We start from the raw sequence: 24,035 nt of genomic DNA, 5'->3' as shown, positions 1-24,035 counted from the left end.
AATCTCATAGCGATTAAAATTAAGACTGTTTATTATTTATTTCTCGTCATCGAATATAAAATCTTCATCTCTTAAAGCTTCAACATTTAGAGCCAGTGTATAACCGTCACCTTTTACAGAGAAGAAATCATGATTTTTAGTTGTAGTGTCTAAGGCATTTTCAATAATAGGGTTGAATTCACGTTCTTCAAAATAAGGTTCAAAACCAAGATTTGATAATGCTTTATTACCATTATATTTAACGTAATTCAGTACATCTTCTGCTAATCCAATGTCATCATATAACAGATGTGTATATGATACTTCATTATCATATAACTCTTTTAATAATTTATACATTTCTTGATCAGCTCGTTGCTTTTCACTTTCAGATAGTTCATTTCTTAAGCTTTGTGCATCTAATCCAGTAAAGACACCATGAATAGATTCATCCAATAATATTTTACGAATAATTTCTCCAGATGTTGTCATCTTTCCTTGACCAGCTAGATATAGTGGATAGTAAAAACCTGAATAGAATAAAAATGTTTCTAAGAAAACACTTGATACTCTAGCAATGTACTGGTCGAAAATGGAAGCTTCTTTACCCCATAATTTATGATAGTTTTCGATGATTTTATCTGATTTATATTTTAAATGAGGTTCTTCAATAACCCACGTATCTAATAAATAGTTTGTTTCACTAGAAGGTAATAATGTAGTGAAAATATGAGAATAACTTTTAGCATGAATTTGTTCCATCATTGCCATAAATGAATATACTGCTTTTTTTCTTAAATCAGTAGTATGAAGCATTATTAATGGCATACCATCATCTGCTTGGTGTGTGTCTAAACCTGTTAAACCTGCTAACGCTTTTTTAAATGTATTCTTTTCAGCTTCAGATAACGTTTTCCAACTTGCGATATCCTTTGATACTTTAAATTCTGTTTCTACCCACATTTGAGATATATTTTGACGCCAAAACATATTAGTCATATCTTCTTGGGTATTCCAATTGACGGCCTTCATGAATAATAATCCTCCTATCCTTTAATTAAGGTGACAGATAACCACTAACTTTCAATTAAACTACCTAATCCCTTATTAAGGTTATGTATTAACAGAGGTCGGGACAAAAGCGCTTAGGATTTGAGCAGAACCGGACGATGAGCAAAATTGTTTCTCAAATTTTGTCGAATCGTGTGAGTTTGCCCAACTTGCATTACTTGTAGAATTTCTTTGTGAAATTCTCTGTGTTGGGTCCCTTCTGCCGAAAATCCTGCTTTTGGGACGCCGTTAATCAGTTTCCCAGAGCACAAAGACTTTATGTCTCAACCACTTTTCTTTATTCTTTTAGATACTCTAAATCATAAATTCAATTAGATTAAACTAAATGTTCTATTATATTTGTTTATGATTTTAGATAGCACAACTTGTACATTCTTCTACACTTAATAATTTATTACGAGTATAGTATAGAGATTTCAAACCTTTATGATGCGCATATACATATAATCTAGAAAGTTCTCGAGTAGAAATTTCTGAATTAACATATAGTATTGTTGAAATACCTTGGTCAACATGAGTTTGAATAGTTGATACCAAATCAATTAATTTCATTTGATCAGTGTTAAATGCTGATTTGTAATACCACATTGTTTCTGGTGATAAAAATGGCATTGGATAAAACGTTTCTGCATTACCATAAGTACGTCTTTCAATTTGGTCAACAATAGGCATCACTGAACTTGTAGCATTTTGCACATATGAAATACTTTGAGTTGGTGCAATAGCTAATCGATATGCGTGATATAAACCATATTGTTCAACGTCTTTTTGTAGTGCTTTCCAATCTTCAGCAGTTGGGATATCTAATCCTTCGAATAATTCACGTACCTTTTCAAATTGTGGTTCAAATTCTTGAGATGTGTAGAATTCGAAATATTTTCCATTTGCATAGTCAGATTTCTCAAAATCAAGATATTTTTCTCCACGTTCTTTAGCAATTTGCATAGAACGTTCAATAGAATAATAATTCATCATCATAAAGAAGATATTAGCAAAATCTTTAGCTTCTTCTGATTCATAACCTATTTTATTTTTAGCTAAGTAACCGTGTAAATTCATAACTCCTAGACCAACAGAATGTAACTCACTGTTTGCTTTTTTAACACCAGGTGCGTTTTGAATATTAGCTTCATCACTAACCACAGTCAATGCATCCATACCAGTATGAACTGAGTCTCTGAATTTTCCAGATTCCATTACATTAACAATATTTAATGATCCTAGGTTACATGAAATATCTCTTTTAATGTCATCTTCAGTGCCGTAATCATTTATTACAGATGTTTCTTGTAATTGGAAAATTTCAGTACATAAGTTACTCATTTTAATTTGACCAATATTAGAATTAGCATGTACTTTATTCGCATTATCTTTAAACATTAAGTAAGGATAACCTGATTGTAATTGTGTTTGTGCAATCGTATTTAACATTTCACGAGCATCTTTTTTCTTTTTCTCAACGTTTGGATTTGCAACCATGTCGTCATAATATTTATCTAAATCGATGTCATCTAAAGTCACACCATATTCCTGTTTTACAGTATGTGGCGCAAACATATAGAAGTCTTTACCTTCTTTAGCTAAATCAAAGAATTTAGAAGGGACAATTAAACCAGTTGAAATAGTAGATAAGCGTAAATCTTCATCAGCATTTACCTTTTTAGTATCTAAAAATTCTTCAACATCATAATGGAAGATGTTTAAATAAACTGCGCCTGCACCAGGTCTTTGTCCTAATTGGTCAGCATAACTAAATCCACCTTCTAAAGATTTAGCAACAGGTAATACACCTTTAGCTACACCTTTAATACCTTTGATTGCTTCACCACGTGCACGTAATTTTGATAAATTGATAGCAACGCCGCCACCAATTTTACTTAGTTGTTTCGCAGTTGAATCAATAAAGTTAATAGAATTTAAACTATCATCTACTTCTAATAAGAAACATGACACTAATTCTCCACGTCGTGCTCTACCAGCATTTAAAAACGTTGGTGTTGCTGGTTGGTAACGTTGTTCAACCATGGATGAAATAAATTGTTTCGCTTGGTTTTTATCACCATTAGCTAAGTACATTGATACGATAGCGACGTGTTGATTATAATCTTCTAAAAATTGTTGTTTATCATTGGTTTTAAGTGCATAGTCTTTATAAAATTTGCTTGCTGACATATAACTTGCGAATTGGAAATTAATTGATTTCGCATATTCTGTAATTTCAATTAAATCTGCTTCACTATATTTTTCAAAGACATTGAAATAAAAGTTATTGTCTACAAGATAATGTAATCTTTCGATTTCGCTATCGAAATAAATTGTTTTATCGTGGATTTCTTCCAAGTATACTTTAAGTGCCTCTTGGTCTTTTTCTAAATTAAAAAAACCATTATCTTTTCTTTTTGTAACTTCGTTATTTAATTCAATATGATTGTACTTCTTCTCGTCCATAGTTTTCATTAAAATTACCCACCTTGTTTTTAAATTCGATAACGTCTTTGTTTGTTCCCTGCACTTCAAACTTCATTAACAACGGAATATCATATTTTTCAGATATAGTACGCCCTGCTTTAGCAAAGTTCTGACCCCAGTTTCTATTTCCACTTGCAGCCACGGCCTTAATATTTGAATGATTAACATCTAAAAAAGCCTGAACCTGTTGAGGAACCTCACCAAACCCTATGGTTCCTGTAACTAAAATGTAGGGTTCATTAATAGTTTCTGTACAGTTGTCAGATGTAATTTCCATCGCATTTTCGATTTCAGCACGTTTAATGAATCGACGTACATTGCCTGAAAATGAAAAATATACTACTTTCATTGGATCGCCTTCTTTCACCAATTTAAAAAAATTAAAAAAGAAGTTCTCCTTTATTGTTAAGGAAAGCTTCCTACAAAACATTGTGTTGTAGAATGAAATGAGTCACTAAACGAAACGTTTATAAAAACTATATGACCTTATATTAATATGTGATTTTATTTTTCAAACCACAAGATATAGTGGTTAGTTTCGAATTTAGATCTATATAGTATAATTAAACATTTTGTGCCTAAACACTGTTAATAAGAGTTTTTTCTTAAATTATCAGTGTCATTTTGCATTTATAATAAGATTATTCATTTTATTAGTACCGTTTCAAAACACAATATATTGTGTCTGTTTATTAATATCGGTACTATATTCTGTGTTTCATTATACATAATAGCTATACTTATTTAAAGTTAAAGTTTTATGTCTAATGTTCGTCTTTTCTTTTGAACATGCACCACTACACCATTAGTCTTACCTCAATAAAAATAAAAAAATTTTTCAGTTAAAATCACTTGCTTTTTTAAAGAAAATATACATAACCATCATTCCAATACATTAACGAAAATCCTATCATTACAACGTATACAACCTATAAAGCAATAGAATTGAATTGCAATCGTTTTCAGTTATATACAATTTTTTAGGGATATTAAAAATGTTTAATGCCATCAATCAAAGCAAACTTTACAGAACGTATGTTCGTATTGATATTGTATAATCTTTGTTCCAAAATATCAAGTCTTTTATGCATAACCCTATCATTTATGCTACTATAGTAACGTTAAATTTTTATAAATGAGGCGATAGTATTGAATCCTAAAATTAAAGGTATTATTGCAATCCTAATTTCTGCAGTAGGCTTTAGCTTTATGTCTGTATTTTTCAGATTAGCAGGTGATTTACCTGTTTTTCAAAAGTCTTTAGCCAGAAATTTAGTTGCTATGTTTATACCATTATTCTTCATATATAAATATAAGCAGCCTATGTTCGGAAAGTTAAGTAGTCAACCATTACTTATTTCAAGATCCGCACTTGGATTGATTGGCGTATTGTTCAATATATACGCAATTGACCATATGGTGCTCAGTGATGCTGATACTTTAATGAAGCTCAATCCTTTTTGGACAATCTTATTCAGTTTGATTTTCTTAAATGAAAAAATTCGTAAATATCAAATTACAGCGATGGTTGTAGCAATATTAGGGATGCTATTAATAGTAAAACCTGAATTTTCTTCTTCAATCATACCATCACTTATTGGACTATTCTCAGGTATCTTTGCCGCTTCAGCCTACACTTGTGTACGTGCTTTAAGTACTAGAGAAGCACCTTATACTATTGTTTTTTATTTCTCTTTATTTTCTGTAGTAGTACTTATACCATTTACAATATTTACTTATGAGCCAATGAGTAATTTACAGTTACTATATTTATTTGGAGCTGGATTATCAGCTGCAGTAGGTCAAATTGGTATCACATTAGCTTATAGTTTCGCAGCAGCTAAAGATATTTCTATATTTACTTATGCTTCTATTATATTTACGGCATTGTTCGGATTCATTTTATTCGGAGAATCACCTGATGTATTAGCTACACTTGGATATGTCGTAATTATTGGCGCAAGTTATTATATGTTTGAAAAAGCTAGACGAGAATCAAACGCAACTCAACAACAATCTAAATCTTAATTAAAGGAGTGATTCTTTTGGCACAAGGACGTCAAAAAGATGAATTACAAGATATTACATTACTAGGCAATCAAAATAATACTTACGATTTTGATTATAGACCTGATGTTTTAGAAACTTTTGAGAATAAACACCAAGGCAGAGATTACTTTGTTAAATTTAATTGTCCAGAATTCACATCTCTTTGCCCTATTACTGGTCAACCTGACTTTGCTACAATTTATATTTCATATATTCCTAACATCAAAATGGTAGAATCTAAATCATTAAAATTATATTTATTTAGTTTTAGAAACCACGGAGACTTTCATGAGGATTGTATGAATATTATTATGAATGATTTAATTGATTTGATGGATCCCCATTACATTGAAGTATGGGGTAAATTCACACCTCGTGGCGGTATTTCAATTGATCCATATACAAATTATGGTCGTCCAAATTCAAAATATGAACAAATGGCTGAACATAGAATGATGAACCATGATATGTATCCAGAAAATGTAGACAATCGTTAATACCTTAATTATTTTATTGTTAAAACTTTAGTACTTTGAAATGTCCTCGCAAGATGTTTCATTTAGTGCTAAAGTTTTTTATTTAATTTTCAAAAAACTCTTGCACTTTATTGAGTTAAAGCGTATTTTATATAGTACTAGTACTAAATCTTAAGAAGTTAATGATTAATTACTTTGTATGAATTATACATAAAATAATCACAAGTAAATTGACTGAATTTTCTTTTTTATAATTTTTTGAATATTATCGCAACTTCTTAATTTCAATAGTACAATTTTTAAAAACGACTTAACGTTAGCGTTACGGGAAAAGAAAGGATGGGATAAATATATGAAAGCCAATAATTCCCATGAACAAGCAATACAAGAAATACCACAAACAGGATTCTTCGGGCATCCAAGAGGATTGGGTGTATTATTTTTCGTAGAATTTTGGGAGAGATTTAGTTATTACGGCATGCGTGCAATGCTCTTATTCTATATGTACTACTCAGTTGCTAATCATGGATTAGGAATTGATAGAACGACTGCGATGTCTATTATGTCTGTTTACGGTGCTTTAATTTACATGTCTTGTATTCCAGGTGGTTGGATTGCTGACAGAATTACAGGTACTAGAGGTGCGACACTAATTGGTGCTGTGCTCATTATTATCGGACATATTTGCTTAAGCTTACCATTCTCAATGGTTGGTTTATTCGCATCAATGTTTTTCATCATTATAGGTTCAGGTATGATGAAACCAAATATCTCTAATATAGTTGGTAGATTATATACTAAAGATGACACTCGTATGGATGCTGGATTTGTAATTTTCTATATGTCAGTTAACTTCGGTGCTTTAATTTCACCAATTATCTTGCAACAATTTTTAGATGTTAAAAACTTCCACGGTGGTTTCTTAATTGCAGCTATCGGTATGGCACTTGGGTTAGTATGGTATATATTATTTAATCGTAAAAATTTAGGTCGTGTTGGTATGTCTCCAACAAACCCACTTTCACCTTCAGAAAAGAAAAAATATTCTGCTATTGTAGGTGCTATCGTAGCAATTATCATCATTGTATTAATCGTTACATATATGACTAATACATTATCATTCGATTTAGTAAGTAATACTGTTTTAGTATTAGGTATTGTATTACCAATTTCTTATTTCACAGTTATGATTCGTAGTAAAGATGTCACTGAGGTCGAACGTTCAAGAACTAAAGCATTTATACCATTATTTATTTTAGGTATGGTATTCTGGGCTATCCAAGAGCAAGGATCAAACGTATTAAACATTTATGGTATTGAACATTCAGATATGAAATTGAATCTTTTAGGATGGAAAACAAACTTCGGAGAAACTATTTTCCAATCTATTAATCCATTATTCATCTTATTATTTGCACCAGTCATTTCAATGATTTGGCAAAAATTAGGTAAACGTCAACCAAGTCTACCTATTAAATTTGTCATTGGTGCTGGATTAGCTGGTTTTTCATATATCTTAATGGGATTAATCGGTAACTTATATGGAAGTGCGCATTTCTCAGTAAACTGGGTTATTCTGTCTTACATCATTTGTGTAATCGGTGAATTATGTTTATCACCAACTGGTAACAGTGCGGCAGTTAAGTTAGCACCAAAAGCATTCAATGCTCAAATGATGAGTTTATGGTTATTAACTAATGCTTCTGCTCAAGCATTTAATGGTACTTTGGTAAAACTCATTGATCCATTAGGTCAAACGAACTACTTCATTTTCCTAGGTACTTCAGCTATAGTCATTACTTTAATTATTTTAGCCTTCTCACCAAAAATTGTTAAAGCAATGAGAGGTATTAGATAATTTAAACAATATTTGCTATAAGTCGAAATAATTCGGCTTATAGCTTTTTTAGTTTATAATGAAAAATGCTATAAATTTACCATTATTGCCCATCAATTTAGGGTATTGAAATATATTAATAAGAACTTAAGGAAAGTAGGTATGTATAATGACAAATAAATATAATCATGGTGTGTTATTTTATCATGAACATAGCGGCTTAAAAGATATCTACCAAGGTTTAGGTGAAGTAACAAAGTCTTTAAGTTCTATGTGTAAACATTTTTCAATTCAATTAAGCGAAAATGAAGGTGACATTAAACGTTACTGCCAATCAATTAAAGATGGTCATTATGGAAACCAAATAGATCTACTGTTTATTTTAGGTGGCGATGGTACTGTAAATGAATTAATCAATGGTGTTATGGAAAATGATTTAGATTTACCTATTGGTATCATCCCTGGAGGAACATTCAATGATTTCACTAAAACACTAAATCTTAACCCAAATCATACGCTAGCTAGTCAACAGTTGTTATCTTCACATATTCAAACTTACGATGTTATTAAAGTAAATGATATGTATGCTCTAAATTTTGTTGGTTTAGGCTTAATTGTTCAAAATGCTGAAAATGTTCAAGATGGTTCTAAAGATATCTTCGGAAAACTAAGTTATATTGGTTCAACAGTAAAAACTTTAATGGATCCTAGCAAATTTGATTTTAATTTAAATATAGATGGCAAAGAAAAAACTGGAAATACATCAATGATTTTAGTAGCAAATGGTCCAAATATTGGTGGTAGTAGAATTCCTTTAACTGACCTATCTCCTCAAGATGGCAAACTCAATACATTTATCTTTGATGATCAAAGTTTTAGCATACTTAATGATATTTTCAAAAAACGTGACAGTATGAACTGGAATGAAATTACACAAGGGATCGATCATATTTCAGGTCAGAAAATCAAACTATCAACTGAACCTACTATGAAAATTGATATCGATGGTGAAATTGCCTTAGAAACACCTATTGAACTTGAAGTATTACCTGATGCAATCAAATTACTCACATTCCCTAACCAAAATAATAATCAATAATATGCTTTCTAATATAAAATAAAACAGGAAATGGCTCCCATTCATAAAAAAATGAATATATGCCACTTCGTGTTTTTTATTTTTCATTTAAGAATAAATCTTCTACTTCTTTCCAACCATTTACACGACGGTAATCATCATTATTAACATTGTGAACTGCAGTATACATAATTGATTCACCCTCAAATATAGCAAGTTGTCTAGGATTGTCATCGATTAAATAATCTGCATTTATAATATTTTTACGTCCACAAAATACAAAATGTTGAGGGTCTAAGAATGGAAAATGTTCTAATAACCATTCATATTTATCATGAAATGATGTCGGTACATCCATAGCTGCAGTTGCTATATAAACATCATATTGTTGGTTTAATTTTTCAACTACTTCTTGTGCATTTGGCATCACTTTTAAATGTCGGAAGAATCCTGGTTCTCTAAGTATTTCAGTCACTAAACCATCATGCTCTGGAATAACATGTTTTAATTTTTGACCATTTAAAGATTCTACAGTAATACCTAGATTAGCTCTTTCATTAACTGCATCAATAATCGCACCTAACGTATCAGCCAACACTTCATCCATATCTATTGCAATTTTCTTACGAGACATTAAATCTACTCCTCAAATGTAATGTATTTCTAAAGTATAGCAAATGCATGTTCCAGACAAAAGGTTTTACTGTTCTGACATTTCATCTTTTTAGTAATCAAATTGCTGTAAAACTTCAATCATTTTATCATTTTGTTCTGGGAATCCTATCGTAATTCTAACACCGTTAGGAAACAGTCTGGTAATACAACCAACATTTAATAAAGCTTCATATAGTTCTTTACTTTTAGATGTTTTAACAAACACAAAGTTAGTTTGACTCGGTAAAAAATGTTCACTTTGAGGTATTTGATAGAACTTTTGACGTTCAAAGGCATTTTTTTGAGTTATATCTTTTAAATAAGCTTCATCATTTAAAGCCGCTACAGCTGCATATTCAGATAAACGTGTCACATTAAATGGTGGTCTAATTATATTCCATTTTTCAATAGCTTCATTAGTGGCTACTACGTAACCTACGCGTAATCCTGCTAAACCATATGCTTTTGAAAATGTTCTTAATAAAAATGCATTATCAAACGTTTCCTGTAATTTTAGCGTATCAGGAAAATCATCCGCAGTGACAAATTCAAAATAAGCTTCATCAATAAGTACTGGTACATGGCTAGGTACTCTTGCTAAAAAGTTATAAAGTTCATCGTGAGTGAAATATGTACCTGTGGGGTTATTAGGATTACATAGCCATACAAGTGATGTATCATCGTCTACTTCATCTAAAATCCCTTCTAAATCAAAGGAGCCATTTTTTAAAGGTACTTGTACTACTGATGCAGCTTCTACAATTGCATTATGATAGTATTGACCAAATGTTGCTTCACTAGTAACAATTTTATCTCCTGGTGTTAGGATTGCTCTTGAAATCATTAATATCACTTCGTCTAAACCAGCACCAAATAATACTCGTGATTCATCTACACCAAGATGCTTACTAATTGCTTCTCTAAGTATTGGTGAACAAGTTTCAGGATAATAATGCAATTCATCTAAATGTTTGGTTATAGCATCTTTAACACTCGGAGAAGGACCATATAAACTTTCATTTGAGGCTAATTTAAATAGATCTCCTTTAATTCCATAGGTTTCTTTAAGTGCCCTAGGAGATAAACCTGGTTGGTATGCAGATAGTTGATCAAGTTGTTTTTTCATAATCTCGTTGCCTCCTTGAATTGACTGAAATTTCAAAATCTTAATGTTAATTATATACAAATCGAATGTCATAAATCAAACTATGTACGATTGTTTGCCCTTTTCAATTCAAAAAACGTATCTTGATCATTAATTAAAAAACCTTAACGTCAACATGTATTACATGTTAGCGTTAAGGTTTTACTTAAGTTATGCTTATTTTTTCAAAAGCCCTTCTTTTTCTAAATAATCTTTAGCTACTTGATAAGGATCTTTTTTCTTCACTGTTACTTTATAGTTCATTTCTTGCATATCTTCATCAGAAATTTTTCCAGCTAGTTTGTTAAGTGGTTTTTTCACTTCTGGATGATCTTTTAAGAATTTTTCTTTAAACATTGGTGCACCTTGGTATGGTGGGAATACATGTTTATCATCTTTTAACACGACCATATCATATTGTTTTAATTCGGCATCTGTAGAATATGCATCAATTAAATTGATGTCTCCTTTATTCACTGCTGTATAACGTAGTTTAGGTTCCATTGTTTTCACATTAGATATGTTTAGTCCATAAGATTTTTTAACAGCTTTAAAACCATCTGGTCTATCATTAAATTCTAAAGTAAATCCTGGCTTCAATTGATCTTCTACTTTAGATAAGTCACCAATTGTTTTAATGTTATGTTTCTTAGCAAAATCACGTTTGACTGCTAAGGCATAAGTATTATTATATTTCATTGGTTTCAGCATAGTCATATCAAATTTTTTCTCAAGACTTTGTTTAGCTTGTTGATATACTTGTGGTTCTTTTTTAGATTTTAAATCCTCTTTCGTCAATTCACCTAAAACAGTACCTGTAAATTCTAAATAACCATCGATATCATCTGATTTCAAAGCATTAAATAAGAAGGCTGTCTTGCCCATGCCGTCTTTTACTTCAACTGTATCATCCGTATCTTGTTCAATTAAAATTTTATACATGTTTGTAATAACAGAAGGTTCTGAACCTAATTTTCCTGCAAGGGTAATTTTATCGCCTTTTTGAGCAAATAGCGGTACTATAATTGCAATCATAATAATAACAACCATTGTACCTAAAACAATCATTAGCTTTTTGTACGATAACTTTTCCATAAATCTTAATACAACATCAAATAAAATGGCTAATAATGCTGCCGGAATCGCACCTATTAAAATTAATGACGCATCATTACGGTCTATCCCTAGTAAAATTAAGTCACCTAGGCCACCAGCACCTATTAATGCTGCTAACGTTGCTGTACCGATAATTAATACCATAGCTGTTCTAATCCCTGCCATAATCACTGGCATTGCAATGGGAAGTTCCACCTTCGTTAAGCGTCTTATAGGTTTCATACCAATACCTTTAGCCGCTTCAACTAATGATGGGTCTACTTCATTTATACCAGTATATGTATTACGTAAAATTGGTAGAAGCGCATATACAACAAGTGCGATAATAGCTGGTACTCTTCCTATTCCGAATAATGGAATCATTAAACCTAATAATGCGAGTGAAGGAATAGTTTGCAATACAGCAGCAATATTCATTACTATCTCTGATGTCTTTTTAGTTTTAGTTAATAAAATACCTAATGGTACTGCTATAATAGTAGCAATTAATAATGCAATAAACGAAATTTGAATATGTTCAATAATCGTTGAGAGTAACTGTCCTTTACGTTCACCTAAAGTTTGCCAAAATTCATGCATTATCGTTACCCTCCTTTGTTACAGACAAATACTCAAACACGTCTTCTCTCTTTAACAAGTTTTTTTGTTGTGAATGTTCATCAACAACTATAACAGCTTCATTAGCTATCAATGTTTGATAAATATCCTCTAAATATTGTTGATTACTTATTTCAGGATAATTATTCATTACTGAAACTTCATCTAGTGGACGATCAATAATCAATTCTTTTAATTGCACTTTGGATTTATGTCTATTTAAATGGTTACCCATAAATTGTTTTACAAATTCACTTTGTGGTTGTTGCTGAAAACCTAAAGGTGTATCAATTTGTTCAACATGACCATCATTTAGTAAGCAAATACGATCTCCCAATTTCATTGCTTCTTGAATGTCATGTGTTACAAATACAATCGTCTTTTTGATTTTTGTTTGTAGCTCAATTAAGTCATCTTGGAGCTTTTCTCTACTAATTGGATCTAACGCACTAAATGGTTCATCCATAATAATAACCGGTGGATCTGCTGCTAATGCACGTACTACACCAACACGTTGTCGTTGTCCACCTGACAGTTCATCTGGCATTCTATTTTTATAAGTTTCCGGTTCTAATCCAACCATTTTTAATAATTCATCAACTCTTGCATCGATATCTTTATCTTTCCATTTCTTCATTTGAGGTACTTGAGCTATATTCTCTTTAATAGTCATATGTGGAAATAATGCAATCTGTTGTAACACATACCCAATATCCCATCTCATTTCATATACAGGATAATCACTAATGGGTTTATTATTAAAATAAATATATCCTTCACTTAACGGTATTAATCGGTTAATCATTTTTAAAGTCGTCGTTTTCCCACATCCTGAAGGTCCAATTAATATGAAAAATTCTCCTTCTTTTATATTAAAACTCACATCATCTACAGCTACATGATTGCCGTATCGTTTCGTTACGTTCTTAAATTCAATCACAACTTCACCTTCTTTAATCTAACTAAATAGACATTTTCGTTTACTATACCCTTTTTCTATACTTAAACACAATTAAAAATAATTAACTTTTTTGTATTTTGTAAATCAAATAAATCTATAACATAAATTCTTATTTCGTTAGTTTTTTAAATAAATATAAAAACTCGATAAATTTTATGTATATTCCTTAAAATTTATCGAGTGGATTGATTATATTCAATTTTATTCAGTATAGATTCTGTTAAATACTTGTTTTATAAGACTGTATTCTTTCCAAAAATTGAGGACAATAATGTTTTAGTTTATAACTTCCTACTCCATCAATATTAATCATATCTTGTTTTGATTCTGGCTTTCGTTTAGCAAATTCTTCTAATGTATAGTCTGAGAAAATACTTACCGGAGCTATACCTAGTTTATCACTTAATTGCTTTCTAACTTTAACTAATTCACTAAATAATGCTCTATCTACACCCTCTACTGTATTGATATAAACTTTTTCTTTAGATTTTTGTTTAAACGGTGTAGTAAAGACTTTTGTATCATTATTTAATAACTTTTTAACTGATTTATCGCAAATAAGTATTTCATCATTTTCATTTAAAAATCCTTTAAATCTTAATTCATCAATTAAATGACTTAATTCAGATGTTGTGTACGATTTCATGATACCGTGAGTTGTTAATTGATTATAATCATTATATTTAATGTAATCTGTTATTTCCCCACGTAGGACTTGGATAATAACACTATAACTTTCTTGTTGTCGCATACGTGCCACACAACTAATAATCATCTTTGCTTCTCTAGTCATATCATATGTTTTATTTTCTTGAATACAATTACTACATTGTTTGCATTCTTCTAACTTTTCATTAGGTTCAAAATAATGCACAATTGTTGCTTCTAAACATTTTTTCGTTTTGGTATATTGGATCATTTTAGTTAATTTTTCGCCCATTTTTTCTTTATAATCATCATCTGCTTGAGATACTGTTATAAAGTATTCATGTAGCCCTCTATCGCGTTCACTGAATAATAAAATACATTCACTTTTCAATCCATCACGTCCAGCACGACCTGCTTCTTGATAATATGATTCCAAATCTCCTGGCATATTATAGTGAATGACGAACCTAACGTTAGATTTATCAATACCCATACCAAATGCATTTGTAGCAATAACAACATTTACACGATCGTATAGAAAGTCATTTTGTGCCGCTTCTCTCTCTTTATTCGTTAAACCAGCATGATAAATAGTACATTTTACTTTATGACTATCAAGCACCTCTTGTAATTCTTCTACTTGTTTTCGTGTTGAACAATAAATAATACCCGCTTCTTCATCGTGATCTGTTACATAATCTACGACAAATTTTTGGCGTTGATAAGTTGGATTAACTTTGAAAATTAAATTACGACGTTTCGTACTTGTTTTGACTTCATCTTGACTGTTAATGTTTAATTTTTCCATGATGTCTTGCTGTACTTCTGCTGTTGCTGTAGCTGTTAATGCAACAATTGCAAAATCTTGAGGGAGAGTGAACACTTTCTGAATAACGCTTTGGTAACTAGGTCTAAAATCATGTCCCCACTTAGAGATACAGTGTGCTTCATCAAAAGCTACTAAATGAATATTTACTTTTCGTAATTGACTCAAGAAATATTGATTTTCAAAACGTTCTGGTGCTACATATAAAAATTGAATTTGCCCATTGATTAACTTTTGTTCAATTTCTTTTTGCTGCTTTTGAGTCAAACTACTGTTAATAAATGCTGCATTAATCCCCATTGCTTTTAATTGGTCTACTTGGTCTTTCATTAAAGATATTAATGGACTAATAACAATTGTAGTCCCACCTAACATCAATCCAGGCACTTGATAACATATAGATTTACCACCACCTGTTGGTAATACACCTAATACATTTCTATGATCCATAATTTTCGATATAATTTCTTCTTGTCCGGGTCGAAATGTATCGTAGCCAAAATAATGCGATAAAGTTTCTTGCATGATTAAATTCCCCTTATTGTTCTTTTAATTCTTCGAGTTCACTCCATCTATTGATGTCAGCATCATACGTTGTTTCTAATTGTTCTTTTTCTTCGTTTAATTCTTTAATTTTTGCATAATCAGCACTAGCTTCTACCATTTCTTCATCAATTTCAACTAACCTAGTTTCAGTTTGATCAATTCGTTTCAACATTGCTTCATATTCACGTTGTTCTTTATATGATAGACCTGATTTTTTACGTGTTTGTGGCTTAGTCTTTGATTGATTTGTAGCTTGTTTCTCGATTGCTACTTGTTTATCTTGAGATTTTTTATAGGCTTCGTAATCTTCAAATGAGCCAATAATTTTTTCCATTATTCCATCATGGATATACCAATATTCCTGCGCGACTTTATTAAGGAAATATCTATCATGGCTAACAGTTATAACTGATCCACCAAATTCATATATATAATCTTCTAATATTGTTAATGTCTCAGTATCTAAATCATTAGTAGGTTCATCTAATAATAAAACATTAGGCTTATGTACTAGTAATCGTAATAGATAAAGACGCTTTTGTTCTCCACCTGATAATTTATATACTTTTTTACCATGTGTTGAACTAGGAAAAAGAAATCGTTCGAGTAATTGTGTTACCGAAACGGAAGTGCCATCTTTTTCCATTGCAACTTCACTTTCTTCTCGAAGATAATCAATCATTCTAATATCTCTGTCTAAAGTTTCTTCAGTTTGTTTAAAATAGGCAACTTTAACTGTTTGCCCTACCTTTAAAGTACCTTCGAACGATTGTTCTTCAGAAGCTAGAATATTTAATAGTGTTGTTTTACCTGCACCATTAGGTCCTACAATTCCAATTTTTTGCCCATTTTGTATTATTTCAGTAATATCTTTGAATAGCATCTTGCCATTAATAGACTTAGACACATGCTCTAATTCATAAACTTGTTTACCAAGTCTAGAGTAAGCCAAATTTAACTGTGCTTTATCTTGTTTAGTTTGTTGTTTTACTTCAGATTCTAAATCGTTAAATCGATTAATACGAGCTTGTTGTTTCGTTGTTCTTGCTTTAGCCCCTGCTCTCATCCATGCTAACTCTTGTTTATATAGTGCCTTTTGCTTTGCTTGTTGTTTTTGTTCAATTTCTTCATTTTCAGCTCGCATTGCGATGTAATCTTCATAATTACCTGGATAAGTTTTTAATTTACCTCTGTCTAATTCAATAATTCTAGATGATACTTCATTTAAAAAGTATCTATCATGAGTTACGAATAATACTGTATAAGGATATTGTTTCACATAATTGATAAGCCAATTAATGGATTCAAAGTCCAAATGGTTTGTAGGTTCATCTAACAATAATAAATCAGGTTGTTCAATTAAAGTCTTAGCTAATACAACACGTTTTTGTTGACCACCTGATAATTCTTTAACGAGTTTATTCGTCTCATTGATTCCTAGTTTAGATAGGATGGTTTTAATTTCTGCATTATAATCCCATGCATCTTTGCGATCCATCATTTCTTGTGCATTCATCATGACTTGAAATTGTTTGTCAGTTTGATCTTTTGAATATTGATTTACAGCTTGTTCATACTCTTTAATAATTTTTAAAGTTGGTGTATCAGAACTTAGTACTGCTTCAAAAACAGTCATTTCACCATCTAAATCTTGTTTTTGAGATGAATAGCGAATTCGATAATTATTAGGATGAGTGATATCGGCTGTAAAATCTTCGTCTAGATTACCTATAACTTTTAGCAAAGTACTTTTACCTGTACCATTAATCCCAACGAGACCAATCTTTTCATGCTCAGATATTGATAAATTTAAATCATCGAATATCACTTTATCTGCATAGGATTTATTTAAATGTTCAATTTTATATGCTTCCATGCTTATCTTCCTTTTACTATCGAATTTTCAATATAAATTTGTTAAGATTAAATCAGTTCTATATATTATACACCTTTTTAAGCTTAAATGATATAAGGAGACCTAGTTATGGCAGAATTCTTCGAAAATTTGCCTCCTCATTTTCAAGCTTTAATTGCAGGAATCATTACATGGTTATTAACAGCACTTGGTGCAGCTTCTGTTTTTATTTTTAAATCTGTAAATGACAAAGTGTTGAACTCTATGCAAGGGTTCGCCGCAGGTATTATGATTGCTGCGAGTTTTTGGTCTCTACTACAACCCTCAATTGAATTTAGTAAAGATTCAGCCGTACCTTGGCTACCAGCCGCAATTGGTTTCTTATTCGGTGGTTTCTTTATTCGTGGTTTAGATTTTGTCATACCACATATTCACAGAAATGCTAAAGATAAAAATCAACAACAAGAAGGTATTCAAACATCATTGAGTAAAAATGCGCTTCTCGTTTTAGCCATTACATTACACAATATTCCTGAAGGTTTATCAATCGGGGTAGCATTTGGTGGTGTCGTATCAGGTAATGGTACTGCTACATTTTTAGGAGCAATTGGCTTAGCTATTGGAATTGGTATCCAAAACATTCCTGAAGGTGCAGCGCTATCAATGCCAATTAAAGCAGCGGGTTCTTCAAGTTGGCGAGCGTTCAACTACGGACAAGCTTCAGCAATTGTAGAACCAATATTTGCTATGATTGGTGCAGGTGCGGTACTAATTATCACACCAATGCTTCCTTATGCGCTTGCTTTTGCTGCAGGTGCAATGATATTTGTTGTCGTTGAAGAGCTTATTCCTGACTCTCAATCAGGTAATAACACAGATTTAGCTACATTAAGTTTAATGCTTGGATTTGCCATTATGATGATATTAGACGTTGCATTAGGCTAATCATCATTGGTTCTTTTCTAATCATTAAATATGCAATTTCCATATAAAAATTCCTATAAATAGAGTTTTAAAACGAAGGCAAATAGAACAAAAAATCCGAATTGAGCAAATACGCTCAATTCGGATTTTAATTTATATCAATTACTTTTTCTCATTACCTTTAGGTCCTGTTTTATATTCATACTTCGATGGATTTACTTTTTTGAAATCTGGATTTTTATAGAATCTGAATAAATCTCCATTAAGTAAACTATCATTCATTTCTAAGTCTTTTTCAACTTGTTTTTTATTCTTCTCGAAGTCTTTTGGTTTTTTAGTTAATAATTCATTATCCTTATTAGAATATAACTTACCATTTACATATTTGTAGTCTTTAGTAATGAAATCACCATTTCTGAATGGTACTACATCGTTATGTTGTTTAGAGAATAAATCAGTACCAAACATAATATAGTTCTTAGTATCGATACCAGCAAGATGTAAAATTGTTGGCATTACATCTGTTTGACCTGCATATTCTTTATTAATGCCGCCAGATTTACCTGGAATTTTCAACCAGAAACCAGTACGGTTTAAATCAGTAAATTTAGCTGGTGTAATCTTCTCACCTAATAATTTTTCCATAGCATTATTATGATTTTCAGAAATACCATAGTGGTCACCATAAATCATAATTACTGAATCATCATATAGACCTTTTTTCTTCAGATCAGTTACATATTCTTCTAATGCTTGGTCTAAATAGTGTGCTGTTTGAATATAACCATCTACAGTTGAATCACCTGTATTAGGTTTATCAATTGAAGCGTCTTTCTCATCTAATGTGAATGGATAATGGTTAGTCAATGTAATTAGATGTGAATAGAATGGTTTTTTCATTTTAGCTTGATAATTCGCTGAATCATGGAAGAATACTTTATCTTTTAAACCTAAGTTAACAACATTGTCATCTGACATATCATAATATGTTGCATCATAGAACTTATCTATACCAAAATGTTTATAAATTTGATCACGGTTCCAGAATGTTTTGTAGTCACCATGCATAACATTTGAAGTATAACCTTGCTTTTGATCTAAAATAGCAGGTAATGATTGATAAGTATTGTCACCTTTTAATGAATATGCTGAACCTTGTGGTAACCCATATATACTATTATCCATTGTCAACTCTGCGTCAGATGTTTTACCTTGACCAGTTTGATGGAAGAAGTTAGGGAAGTATGTGAAATCTTGTTTACCACTTGATAACTTATTCAAGAATGGTGTTACTTCTTTACCATTTACTTTCTTATTAATTAAGAAAGTTTGGAAACTTTCCAAATGAATTTTGATGATATTTTTCTTTTTAGCTGCACCATAATATTCTTGGTTTGGCTCTGTTCGTTTTTGTTTCGTGTAATTCAACACTTTAGTTAAGTCATCTTCTGATGCTAATGCCTTTTGCTGATTGTTTTCAATCGTTTTGACACCATCGTATACAGTGAAGTTAAATGGTCCTAAATACTTAACTAAGTATTTATGGTCGAATGTACGAGTTAATAGTTCTGGACGATCTGTTTCCGCAAAAGCTAAGTTTAAAAAGAATAGTGCGACTGATACAGCCATAACAACTGGCACAAACTTTTTGCTAAACGCTTTTGTACTTAACCATTGACGTTTAAAAATCAGAATAAATAGGTAAATAATTGTATCAATGAAGTATACAAAGTCATACCATTTAAATGAAGCACCTAATGCACCGCCCATTGATTCAACGTTACCTGCTTGATTCAATGTACTAAATGTTAAAAAGTCAGAGAAAAATCTGAAATATACAACGTTAGCATATAGTAAAAACGTTAATAAGAATCCTCCAACAAAAATGAACCAGAAAGCCTTTTTACCTTTAAAGAATAGGAACACACTTAGTATGAGTGCAACTAAACTGTATGGATTCATCAGTAATATTAAGTTTTGTACTAACCCTTTAACACCTAAAGAAAAATCAACATAATAGGAAAAATACGTCTTCAAGGTGATAGTAAATACCATCATCAGGAAAAACGCAAAAAGACTTATCTTCTTTTTGTGAGAACTCATGTTTGTTTCCTCCGTTAATTGTTAATAAATCATCAATATCAGAAACTCTAAACAATGCCATTTCCAACTTATTTACAAGTTATCTTCAATGATTTAAAACAATCTATAATTTTAAAAATTCACTAAACATTTTATTTTGACGTTAAAAATAGCTAGTAGATTAATTTATTAACTAGCTACTATATAATTGATGTTAATTTTTTATTAAGATTAATATGACGAATGTAATCATATTGTAACAAAATACATAGCTCAATATATTAATATAAAGGAAGTCAACCCAAATATCAAGTAAAAACACACTTTTAGAAATGTTTACTCTCATTATCATACTCATCAATTCGTTTATTCATATATTTTAATTATTGATTATATTTATAGACATCAGTCTTAAGCATGAACTTTTTTACTATATAATTTATTTTAGCATTTCCAATTGCATTCGATATTCTATACCATGGAACAGTTGATTTAACCAATTACTGTATTTTATTAAATTTTTCTCTGCTGTTTCAATATCAATAAATTGAAATTTCAGTTTAGAACCTGTTGGTTTCTGTGCTAGTTTTGTTAAATGGTAGCTCGCAATTGTCCCAATTTGAGGATAGCTACCTAATGTATAGTGATCATTTAATAAAATGATTGGTGTTCCATCCCTTTTAACTTGGATTGTTCCTCGTTTAACAGATTGATGCGCTGGCATATCTTCATAATAAGCTTTCACTTTTTGTCCTTCTAATATCATTCCCATTCTATTAGCTTTGCTTGATACTTTGTAATTATTCAAAGTAAAGCGTTGCAATACATTCTCTTTAAAATCTTCTGAACCTTTGTTTCTAATAACATGAAATACATCTGACATATAATTAAAAGATAGCGCGTAACCGTCAACGCCCCAATCTGTTTGTCGTTTGTCTGAGAGATTCTCAAATAGTTTTTGATGACGATCGCTATATTGTCGTTTCATTTCGATTTGATCACCATCTTTTAATTGTCTACCTTCATATCCTCCCATTTTCACATTAAAATCTGTAGAAGTTGAACCTAACCATTCTTCTAAATCAAAACCTCCACCAACAGCTAAATATACACGTGATGTTCGACTCGTTTCTTCAAATCTCAAAACATCATCTTTTTTCATTAAATAAAGCTTATATGGGTAAATTTTCATATTTTTCGTTTCAGCTTTAAAATTTCCACCTGCCAAAGCAATTAAAGTAGGTTCAGTAAATCTTATCTTCGGCATTTTTTGAGTCATTTCTAATGTTGCTTCATTTTTATCATTAGCAACTAAGCGATTAGCGATTTCATGCGATAAACTATCTAGCGCACCACCAGGAATTACTCCATTATGTTCATAGGCGTGTCTCCCAAAATCATGAAAACTACTAAAAAGACCACTATTTTCTATTATGATTGACATGTCTTCAAGTCTCCTATATTCAAATCGTTTTTCTCTTTTGCAATAAATTGAACATTGTCGCCTAATTTTAAAAGGGCAAAATTCGTTTTATTAGGGAAGAAAAGTTGTAATAGTGTGTAGCCTATAACTAACCAATCATTGTAGGTATCAGTTGTAACGATGCCACATTTCTTTCCTTCTATAACAACAGAACCTGCTGGGATAAATTTCTTTTTAGTACTAGTATGATTTACATATAATTTTTTATTCATACCTGTTAAATATGGAAATCCTGGTGAGTAGCCCATCATTGATACAAAATATTCGCTTCCTGAATGAAGTTGTATAAATTGAGATTTATCGATTTTAAAATGTTTTAACAAAGCGTCTAAATCTGGTCCGTACTCATCTCCGTATACTATAGGGATTTGAATAGGCTCTTTATTTTGAACATTATGTGATATTTCTAATTGAATCGATTCTATTAGTGCTTTCATATATAAGAAAGGTGATTGTATATGGTGATGTTTAATCATATCTCGTGCATCATATATAATCATCATATCCGATTCTGTTGGAACTATTTCTGTGATGAACGGATAGTTTCTTTCATTTAAATATGTTCTCAAGGCTAATAAATCTTCTGTAAGATCCTTAGACACCTTTTTCTCTATAGATACTACGATGGCTTGATCGCCTTGACTATAAATTTTCATACCTTCACCTCAAAAAGTCTTTATTGATGATAAAATACGTTCATACGTTCAATAACAATAGGCATAAGTGATTTAATCAAAAAATAAACTAATATAATGGCACATATAGTAGTAATCGTTGCAACAATACGTGCTAATACATATGAATTTTTGTGTATTAATCGATCAATAATCACTTTATTAACAACCGTTACAACTACTAATATTACTATCCATACTAATGCCATTATTTTCTCCGTTTATTATGATTTACTATTCTTAAAATTAATTTTAAAGATAAATTGTTACATCGGCAACCTCTCGAAGGCTATTCAACAAAAATACTTCTATTTCGTTACCTTTTACTTTATTTATAAAATCATCAATATAATAATTTTTCTCTTTCAATTTACCATGGTCAATTAAATACTGACGCATACATCCTAATAAAAAATCTTCATTATATTGCGGTGTATAATAGTTACCATTTTCCTTAATCATTATATTGCCGATATCAAATTCTAAAATCTTTCCATTTTTATCATATATAAGAGCTAAGTCTGTATCTAAACGATACGTTACATGATTACGATTAGATGTCTTATTGATTTTAGTTAAATGAGAACTACCATTATGTTCAGGTACTATTGTTGCAGTAAATTGAGACTTAGAAGATAAAGGGGCTACTACATATTCTAATTCTCCATTTTCTTCTAACATTACTTTTAAGCGATAAATACCTTGATTATATTGATGTTGAATGGTTTGAATCAAGTCATCCCATTTAGATTGATCAAATGGTATATTAAGCATTTTACTAGATCGTTGTATTCTGTCTTCATGATATATTAAACGTGAGATTTGGCCTTTTTCCAATTTCATCGTTTCAAACAAATACATTATAATCTCTCCAATATTTTAGTTTTATCTTGGAATTCTTGAACTTCTGAATCAGGATTGGAGTTAATTGTAATTCCAGCACCAACACCATAAATAGCTTGTTGATGTCGGTATTCAATTGTACGAATTGGTATATTAAAAATCATTTTATCATTTGGCATTAACAATCCTATTGTTCCACAGTATATATACCTTGGTCTTTGTTCTAATTCTTTAATAAATCGCATTGTATTAATTTTGGGTGCACCAGTAATAGAGCCACAAGGGAAAATAGCTCCTAATATTGATTCAAGCTTCACATTAGTAGATAACTTTCCAGCTACCATACTCGTCATTTGATATACAGTGTGATAAGTTTCTATAAAAAATAATTTATAAACTATAATAGAACCTGTTTCTGCAATTCGAGATATATCATTCCTTAGTAAATCGACAATCATCACATTTTCCGCTTTATCCTTATCTGATTGTTGTAATTGAAGATAGTTATTATAATCCTCTTTATCATTATCTCCTCTTGGTATAGTCCCTTTCATGGGCTTACTAACAATGATATTATCTTCAATTTTAAAATGACCTTTTTGAAAGAATAATTCCGGAGAAATGGATGCGACACTGACTTCATCCGTATCTAGTAGCACCGTATAATTACCATTTCCTGTCGCTGTTAATTGTTCGTATAACTTTTCAATAGGATAATAAATA

Annotated in this window: 20 protein-coding genes; 5 read left to right on the top strand and 15 right to left on the bottom strand. The window is 30.8% G+C overall.

What is annotated here, in order from left to right:
• Positions 1-36 precede the first annotated feature (36 nt).
• From nrdF to nrdI, 3 genes are all read right to left on the bottom strand, one after another.
• Entirely contained in the window at positions 37-1,011 is a 975-nt protein-coding gene (nrdF, locus tag CD121_RS03570) for a class 1b ribonucleoside-diphosphate reductase subunit beta (protein WP_002450939.1), read from the bottom strand.
• Positions 1,012-1,401: 390 nt separating this feature from the next.
• Positions 1,402-3,507: a class 1b ribonucleoside-diphosphate reductase subunit alpha gene (nrdE, locus tag CD121_RS03565; protein WP_126567461.1), complete on the bottom strand. Its 2,106-nt coding sequence runs from the start codon at positions 3,505-3,507 to the stop codon at positions 1,402-1,404.
• On the bottom strand, positions 3,470-3,868 hold the full coding sequence (nrdI, locus tag CD121_RS03560) for a class Ib ribonucleoside-diphosphate reductase assembly flavoprotein NrdI (RefSeq protein WP_026083473.1): 399 nt from the start codon (positions 3,866-3,868) through the stop codon (positions 3,470-3,472). The genes nrdE and nrdI overlap by 38 nt, the downstream gene beginning before the upstream one ends.
• Positions 3,869-4,668: 800 nt before the next feature.
• On the opposite strand from nrdI, the gene CD121_RS03555 reads away from it, so the two are divergent.
• From CD121_RS03555 to CD121_RS03540, 4 genes are all read left to right on the top strand, one after another.
• Positions 4,669-5,547, top strand: a complete 879-nt coding sequence (locus tag CD121_RS03555; protein ID WP_046466454.1) for a DMT family transporter — start codon at positions 4,669-4,671, stop codon at positions 5,545-5,547.
• A gap of 17 nt (positions 5,548-5,564) precedes the next feature.
• Positions 5,565-6,065, top strand: coding sequence for a preQ(1) synthase (gene queF / locus CD121_RS03550; RefSeq protein WP_017636674.1), 501 nt, complete (start codon positions 5,565-5,567; stop codon positions 6,063-6,065).
• 331 nt (positions 6,066-6,396) lie between these two features.
• Positions 6,397-7,902: a peptide MFS transporter gene (locus CD121_RS03545; protein ID WP_017636673.1), complete on the top strand. Its 1,506-nt coding sequence runs from the start codon at positions 6,397-6,399 to the stop codon at positions 7,900-7,902.
• Between the two features lie 148 nt (positions 7,903-8,050).
• On the top strand, positions 8,051-8,980 hold the full coding sequence (locus tag CD121_RS03540; RefSeq protein ID WP_126567460.1) for a diacylglycerol/lipid kinase family protein: 930 nt from the start codon (positions 8,051-8,053) through the stop codon (positions 8,978-8,980).
• Positions 8,981-9,056: 76 nt separating this feature from the next.
• Here CD121_RS03540 and CD121_RS03535 read toward each other — a convergent pair whose 3' ends face one another.
• The 6 genes from CD121_RS03535 to CD121_RS03510 form a co-directional block, all read right to left on the bottom strand.
• On the bottom strand, positions 9,057-9,593 hold the full coding sequence (locus tag CD121_RS03535) for a 5' nucleotidase, NT5C type (RefSeq protein WP_029056470.1): 537 nt from the start codon (positions 9,591-9,593) through the stop codon (positions 9,057-9,059).
• A 90-nt stretch (positions 9,594-9,683) separates the two neighbouring features.
• On the bottom strand, positions 9,684-10,739 hold the full coding sequence (gene hisC, locus CD121_RS03530) for a histidinol-phosphate transaminase (RefSeq protein ID WP_126567459.1): 1,056 nt from the start codon (positions 10,737-10,739) through the stop codon (positions 9,684-9,686).
• 195 nt (positions 10,740-10,934) lie between these two features.
• Complete coding sequence (locus CD121_RS03525) at positions 10,935-12,452, bottom strand: ABC transporter permease/substrate-binding protein (RefSeq protein ID WP_070452502.1); 1,518 nt, start codon at positions 12,450-12,452, stop codon at positions 10,935-10,937.
• Positions 12,445-13,410 carry an ABC transporter ATP-binding protein gene (locus tag CD121_RS03520; protein WP_126567458.1) on the bottom strand — a complete coding sequence of 322 codons (966 nt, stop codon included), beginning with the start codon at positions 13,408-13,410 and terminating at the stop codon, positions 12,445-12,447. The genes CD121_RS03525 and CD121_RS03520 overlap by 8 nt, the downstream gene beginning before the upstream one ends.
• 241 nt (positions 13,411-13,651) lie before the next feature.
• The gene (recQ, locus tag CD121_RS03515; protein WP_029056466.1) at positions 13,652-15,433 is read right to left on the bottom strand and encodes a DNA helicase RecQ; all 1,782 of its coding nucleotides are present in this window, start codon (positions 15,431-15,433) and stop codon (positions 13,652-13,654) included.
• 10 nt (positions 15,434-15,443) lie between these two features.
• Positions 15,444-17,333 (bottom strand): ABC-F family ATP-binding cassette domain-containing protein, encoded by a 1,890-nt coding sequence (locus tag CD121_RS03510; RefSeq protein ID WP_185817740.1) that lies wholly within the window; start codon positions 17,331-17,333, stop codon positions 15,444-15,446.
• 102 nt (positions 17,334-17,435) lie between these two features.
• On the opposite strand from CD121_RS03510, the gene CD121_RS03505 reads away from it, so the two are divergent.
• Positions 17,436-18,251 (top strand): ZIP family metal transporter, encoded by an 816-nt coding sequence (locus CD121_RS03505; protein WP_017637518.1) that lies wholly within the window; start codon positions 17,436-17,438, stop codon positions 18,249-18,251.
• Between the two features lie 141 nt (positions 18,252-18,392).
• On the opposite strand, the gene ltaS is transcribed toward CD121_RS03505, so the two are convergent.
• The 6 genes from ltaS to CD121_RS12350 all read right to left on the bottom strand — a co-directional run.
• On the bottom strand, positions 18,393-20,333 hold the full coding sequence (ltaS, locus tag CD121_RS03500; protein ID WP_029056464.1) for a polyglycerol-phosphate lipoteichoic acid synthase LtaS: 1,941 nt from the start codon (positions 20,331-20,333) through the stop codon (positions 18,393-18,395).
• A gap of 418 nt (positions 20,334-20,751) precedes the next feature.
• The gene (locus CD121_RS03495) at positions 20,752-21,756 is read right to left on the bottom strand and encodes a 5-oxoprolinase subunit C family protein (protein ID WP_126567456.1); all 1,005 of its coding nucleotides are present in this window, start codon (positions 21,754-21,756) and stop codon (positions 20,752-20,754) included.
• Positions 21,744-22,451 (bottom strand): 5-oxoprolinase subunit B family protein, encoded by a 708-nt coding sequence (locus tag CD121_RS03490; RefSeq protein ID WP_126567455.1) that lies wholly within the window; start codon positions 22,449-22,451, stop codon positions 21,744-21,746. The genes CD121_RS03495 and CD121_RS03490 overlap by 13 nt, the downstream gene beginning before the upstream one ends.
• A gap of 20 nt (positions 22,452-22,471) precedes the next feature.
• On the bottom strand, positions 22,472-22,678 hold the full coding sequence (locus tag CD121_RS03485; protein WP_017637522.1) for a hypothetical protein: 207 nt from the start codon (positions 22,676-22,678) through the stop codon (positions 22,472-22,474).
• 43 nt (positions 22,679-22,721) lie between these two features.
• Positions 22,722-23,330 (bottom strand): aminotransferase class IV, encoded by a 609-nt coding sequence (locus tag CD121_RS03480; RefSeq protein ID WP_046466446.1) that lies wholly within the window; start codon positions 23,328-23,330, stop codon positions 22,722-22,724.
• On the bottom strand, positions 23,330-24,035 hold a 706-nt coding region (locus CD121_RS12350; RefSeq protein ID WP_257214253.1), incomplete at its 5' end, for a chorismate-binding protein. The genes CD121_RS03480 and CD121_RS12350, both read right to left, overlap by 1 nt.

Source organism: Staphylococcus pasteuri (genome assembly GCF_003970495.1).
GTDB classification, from domain to species: Bacteria; Bacillota; Bacilli; order Staphylococcales; family Staphylococcaceae; genus Staphylococcus; species Staphylococcus pasteuri.
Note: the sequence above shows the minus strand (reverse complement) of the source record. Positions and strands in the feature narration are given on the sequence as shown.

Excerpts from the sequence above, each read along its gene's own strand:
- ltaS (WP_029056464.1), bottom strand. The coding sequence starts at position 20,333 with ATGAGTTCTCACAAAAAGAAGATAAGTCTTTTTGCGTTTTTCCTGATG.
- nrdF (WP_002450939.1), bottom strand. The coding sequence starts at position 1,011 with ATGAAGGCCGTCAATTGGAATACCCAAGAAGATATGACTAATATGTTT.
- nrdE (WP_126567461.1), bottom strand. The coding sequence starts at position 3,507 with ATGAAAACTATGGACGAGAAGAAGTACAATCATATTGAATTAAATAAC.
- CD121_RS03485 (WP_017637522.1), bottom strand. The coding sequence starts at position 22,678 with ATGGCATTAGTATGGATAGTAATATTAGTAGTTGTAACGGTTGTTAAT.
- CD121_RS03535 (WP_029056470.1), bottom strand. The coding sequence starts at position 9,593 with ATGTCTCGTAAGAAAATTGCAATAGATATGGATGAAGTGTTGGCTGAT.
- hisC (WP_126567459.1), bottom strand. The coding sequence starts at position 10,739 with ATGAAAAAACAACTTGATCAACTATCTGCATACCAACCAGGTTTATCT.
- CD121_RS03490 (WP_126567455.1), bottom strand. The coding sequence starts at position 22,451 with ATGAAAATTTATAGTCAAGGCGATCAAGCCATCGTAGTATCTATAGAG.
- CD121_RS03540 (WP_126567460.1), top strand. The coding sequence starts at position 8,051 with ATGACAAATAAATATAATCATGGTGTGTTATTTTATCATGAACATAGC.
- CD121_RS03505 (WP_017637518.1), top strand. The coding sequence starts at position 17,436 with ATGGCAGAATTCTTCGAAAATTTGCCTCCTCATTTTCAAGCTTTAATT.
- nrdI (WP_026083473.1), bottom strand. The coding sequence starts at position 3,868 with ATGAAAGTAGTATATTTTTCATTTTCAGGCAATGTACGTCGATTCATT.
- CD121_RS03495 (WP_126567456.1), bottom strand. The coding sequence starts at position 21,756 with ATGTCAATCATAATAGAAAATAGTGGTCTTTTTAGTAGTTTTCATGAT.
- CD121_RS03525 (WP_070452502.1), bottom strand. The coding sequence starts at position 12,452 with ATGCATGAATTTTGGCAAACTTTAGGTGAACGTAAAGGACAGTTACTC.
- CD121_RS03545 (WP_017636673.1), top strand. The coding sequence starts at position 6,397 with ATGAAAGCCAATAATTCCCATGAACAAGCAATACAAGAAATACCACAA.
- CD121_RS03480 (WP_046466446.1), bottom strand. The coding sequence starts at position 23,330 with ATGTATTTGTTTGAAACGATGAAATTGGAAAAAGGCCAAATCTCACGT.